Source organism: Phenylobacterium sp. (assembly GCF_016793285.1).
Classification (GTDB): domain Bacteria; phylum Pseudomonadota; class Alphaproteobacteria; order Caulobacterales; family Caulobacteraceae; genus Phenylobacterium.
On the sequence record NZ_JAEUMO010000117.1, the window covers coordinates 1 to 3,502 of the forward strand.

Annotated in this window: 7 protein-coding genes; 4 read left to right on the forward strand and 3 right to left on the reverse strand. The window is 73.2% G+C overall.

The window, feature by feature from the left end; all coding sequences use genetic code 11:
* Together JNL41_RS11585 and JNL41_RS11590 are read left to right on the forward strand one after the other, a co-directional pair.
* The coding region (locus JNL41_RS11585; protein ID WP_293475072.1) for a hypothetical protein at positions 1 to 326 on the forward strand (326 nt) is incomplete at its 5' end.
* A gap of 93 nt (positions 327 to 419) precedes the next feature.
* The gene (locus tag JNL41_RS11590) at positions 420 to 602 is read left to right on the forward strand and encodes a DUF1328 domain-containing protein (RefSeq protein ID WP_293475074.1); all 183 of its coding nucleotides are present in this window, start codon (positions 420 to 422) and stop codon (positions 600 to 602) included.
* 12 nt (positions 603 to 614) lie between these two features.
* On the opposite strand, the gene JNL41_RS11595 is transcribed toward JNL41_RS11590, so the two are convergent.
* From JNL41_RS11595 to JNL41_RS11605, 3 genes are read right to left on the reverse strand one after another with little or no spacing between them, the layout of a single operon-like run.
* A complete protein-coding gene (locus JNL41_RS11595) occupies positions 615 to 1,400 on the reverse strand; it encodes a metallophosphoesterase (RefSeq protein WP_365698152.1) in 786 nt (261 codons plus the stop codon).
* Positions 1,397 to 2,284 (reverse strand): diacylglycerol kinase family protein, encoded by an 888-nt coding sequence (locus tag JNL41_RS11600; RefSeq protein ID WP_293475076.1) that lies wholly within the window; start codon positions 2,282 to 2,284, stop codon positions 1,397 to 1,399. Before JNL41_RS11600 ends, JNL41_RS11595 begins: the two co-directional genes overlap by 4 nt.
* A 16-nt stretch (positions 2,285 to 2,300) precedes the next feature.
* Positions 2,301 to 2,624, reverse strand: a complete 324-nt coding sequence (locus tag JNL41_RS11605; protein ID WP_293475077.1) for a hypothetical protein — start codon at positions 2,622 to 2,624, stop codon at positions 2,301 to 2,303.
* A gap of 126 nt (positions 2,625 to 2,750) precedes the next feature.
* Between JNL41_RS11605 and JNL41_RS11610 the strand changes: the two genes are divergently transcribed.
* A complete protein-coding gene (locus JNL41_RS11610) occupies positions 2,751 to 3,092 on the forward strand; it encodes a YMGG-like glycine zipper-containing protein (protein WP_293475079.1) in 342 nt (113 codons plus the stop codon).
* Positions 3,093 to 3,176: 84 nt separating this feature from the next.
* The coding region (locus tag JNL41_RS11615; RefSeq protein ID WP_293475081.1) for an OmpA family protein at positions 3,177 to 3,502 on the forward strand (326 nt) is incomplete at its 3' end.

Below are 3,502 nucleotides of genomic sequence, written 5' to 3' on the forward strand. Positions count from 1 at the left end.
CCGCGTCCTATGCCGTCTACGCGCTGGCGCTGACCTGGCTGACCGCGGCCGGGGCGGCGGCGGTCGTCGCGGGGGTCTTCGCCCTGGTGGCCGTCGTGGTGGCGGTCGTCGCGGCGCGGCCGGTCACGCCGCCGAAGAAGCCGCCCGGCCCGCCGCAGGATGACGCCACGCTGGTCGACCGGCTGATCGTGATGGCCAAGGAGCGCCCGATCATGGCCCTGGGCGCGGCGGCCGCGGCCACCTTCGTGCTGGTGCGCAACCCGGCCGTCGTCACCGCCGTCGTCAGCGCCTTCATGGCCGGCAGCGCCAGCAAGCCCGACAGGTAGGCTCCTCCGGCGGGCCGGGCGGCGGAACGGGCTTCCTCCGCAAGCGTTGCCTTCGCCACAGGCCGAACAGACGGCCTGTAGAGGAGAAACGACATGCTCGGTTGGGCTCTGACCTTCCTGGTGGTCGCCCTGATCGCCGGCGTGCTGGGCTTCACTTCGGTGGCCGGCGCGGCGATGGGGATCGCCAAGATCCTGTTCTTCGTCTTCCTGGTCCTGTTCGTGGTGTCCCTGGTCATGCACCTGGTGCGTGGCCGCGGCGTCGGCGGGCCGCTCTGACGGCTGACGACCTCAGTCCTGGGCGCGCCGATCCAGCGCCCAGGTCCGATAGGGCTCGTACTTCGAGCCCGTCCAGGCGAGGGCGGTCACGCGGATGCAGCCGTCCTCGACCTCGACCTCGTTGTAGCCGGGGGGCACGCCCCGCTCGCGCACAGACAGCGTCCCGGCGCCCACCGCATAGGTGCGCTGGTCGCCGTGCGGATAGGGCCAGGCGAAGGGCGCGTGGATGTGCCCCGACAGCACCAGGTCCACCCTGGCCTCGCAGAACAGCCCCGCGGCCTTCTCGCCCCCCCAGACCCGCGCGGTCATCGGGCCGCCGATCATCTCGATCAGGGGATGATGCACCACGACGATGCGCAGCCCGTCGCCGGGCTCGAACCACTCTGCGGCCGCCCGCGCCTGACGCACCGAGATCTGCCCCTTCGACCAGTTCAGGCGGGGTTGCGCGCCGCGGGCGGTATTGATGCCGCGCACCGCCACGCCGCCCGCGCGCCAGCTCTGCCAGGGGGCGGGCCCCACCAGCCGCTCGTAGCGGCGGAACGGGGCGAAGATGCGCTCGGCCCACGCCAGGTAGGGCGCGTCGTGGTTTCCCGGCGTGACGAGCCTCGGCTCGGGCACGTCCCTGAGCCAGGCCGCCGCCGCCTCGAACTCGGAGACCTCGGCGTAGCGGGTCAGGTCGCCCGAGATCACGGTCAGGTCGAAGCCGCCCGTGCGCAGGCGCTCGCCCGCCGCCGCCACGGCGGCCTGGTTCTCGCCGCCGAAATGGATGTCGGAGAGGTGGGCCAGCCGCAACGTCACGAAACGTCCCCGGGCGTCGCCAGCACCCGGCAGACCTTCGGGTCGTAGGCGACTTCGACGTGGGTCGGCAGGCTGACGCTCTCGCCGTCCAGCAGCGCGGGGATCTTCCGCGCCGACCAGATGCTGGCCTTGCGGCAGGCGCGGTTCTCGACCGCCGGATCCACCCGCCAGTCGCGCACGATGGCGTTGACGCCCAGGCGCAGCACCTCGGCCGCGCCGGTCGGGTTGAGCGCCGCCGCCTCGAACGCGGCGGCCTCGTCGTCCATCACCTTCGAGGCGATGGGGCACATCAGGACCAGGGCCTCGGCCTTCTCGCGTCCGCCGTTGTCCAGGCTGTAGCGCAGCCGGCCGGTGAAGGCGCGTTGCAGGGCCTCGCGGGCCTTCCCGGCCGCCTCGACGAGCTTGCCCGCCCGCGCCGCCTCGCGCGCGGCGCCCAGGCGCGCCGGCGAGCCCAGGATGGCGCCGCAGAGGAAGCGATGGCCGTCGATGCAGCCCCCGCCGAGGTCGCGCTCCTCCCCGTTCCCGAGCACGTCGCGCAGCACCTCCTGCCAGGGCCGGCGGCCATAGACGGCGAAGGGGAGCATGTTCATGGTCCCGCCCGGCAGCGGCGCGATCGGCGGCCCGTTCGGCCCGGCGAGTTCGGCGGCGCGCCGGATGGTGCCGTCGCCCGCCAGCACGACCAGCAGGTCCGGACCGGAATCCAGGCTGGCCTTCAGGCAGTCGCCCAGCTCGCCCGTCTTCGGCGTGCAGATGTGCGGATCGAGGCCGAACTCGGCGAAGATCTTCTCGAGTTCCGCCGGCGCATCCGGTCCGACGCTGCCGGACGCCACATTGGCCACCACCTCGATCCTGTCGCGGCGCGGTCCGCTCTTTTTCGTCGTCATGCCCCCGGGCTTAGCCTCAGTTCGGCGCGACGTCGTCGCCGGCCTTGCCGTTCGCCGCATTCCTGACGGCGTCGCCCGCGCTCTGGGCGGCGTTGGAGACGGCCGGCGCGGCCTGGTCCGCGGCCGTGGCGAGGTTCTGGTCGACCACCGTCCCGGCGGTGCTGAACGAGCCGTTCACCGCCGCGAGAGCCAGGACGATCAGCCCGACGGCGGCGGCCAGCACGAGGAGGGTCATGATCACGGGATGGCGACGGCGGCTGCGCCGGGCGTCGCGGCGGCCCATCTCGTAGGCCTGGCGCAGGTCGCTGCGCTCGTCGTCGCGGTCGCTGTAGGAGGTCACGGTTCGTCTCCGCTGCAGGTGTTCCCGCGATGCAACGGAGGGGCGCGGCCTTGGTTCCGCTTGGGAACTGCTCAGGTGGCGTTGCGTTTTTGCCGCCAGGGGACACCCCAAAGGAGAGCTATCGGCATGCTTAAGCCTGTTATCGCGATCGCCGGAGCCGGTCTTCTGGCCGCGGCCTGCACCAGCACCGGTCACACGGAACGTAGCGCCCTCGGCGGCGCAGCCCTCGGCGCGCTCGGCGGCGCGGCGATCGGCGCCATCTCGGGCGACGTGGGCGTCGGCACGGGCGCCGCGGTCGGCGCGGCCGTGGGCGGCACCGTGGGCGCCGTGAAGGGCTGCCGCGACGAAGGCGGCTGCGGCGCATCCTCGCCGAACCGCCGCCAGTACTACGACGAGCGCGCCGGCCGCTATTACTACTACGACCCGTCGTCCGGCCGGTACTACTGGGAGAACGGCTCGCCGCGGTGACGCGAAGGCGGGCTTCAACGACTGGAGAACGGGCGGCCGGAACCCCTCCGGCCGCCCTTTCGCCGTGAAAGCAGGAGGGGCGTGATGCGCAGGTCGGTCGTGGTGGCGAGCGTGGTTGTCGCGGGCGCGGCGCTCGGCGCGTGCCAGACGATGGAGGCCGGCCGCGGCCGGATCGAGAAGACCGCGGCCGTCTGCCGCGACATGAACGTCCCGGTGTACTTCGAGCCGAACGTGGCCGAGCTGACGCCCGAAGGCCGGCGCGTGATCGCCGCCGCGGCGCGGACCGCGCGGCCCTGCCAGGTCGACTCGGTGACCGTGCTGGGACTGGCCGACGCGGCCGGCGATCCGGCCGCGAATCTCGAACTCTCGAAGCGGCGCGCCGACGCCGTGGCGGCCGCGGTCGCGCGCGC

What these genes read in the sequence shown, in the direction of transcription:
- JNL41_RS11610 (WP_293475079.1), top strand. Translation starts at nt 2,751, where the DNA reads ATGCTTAAGCCTGTTATCGCGATCGCCGGAGCCGGTCTTCTGGCCGCG.
- JNL41_RS11590 (WP_293475074.1), top strand. Translation starts at nt 420, where the DNA reads ATGCTCGGTTGGGCTCTGACCTTCCTGGTGGTCGCCCTGATCGCCGGC.
- JNL41_RS11600 (WP_293475076.1), bottom strand. Translation starts at nt 2,284, where the DNA reads ATGACGACGAAAAAGAGCGGACCGCGCCGCGACAGGATCGAGGTGGTG.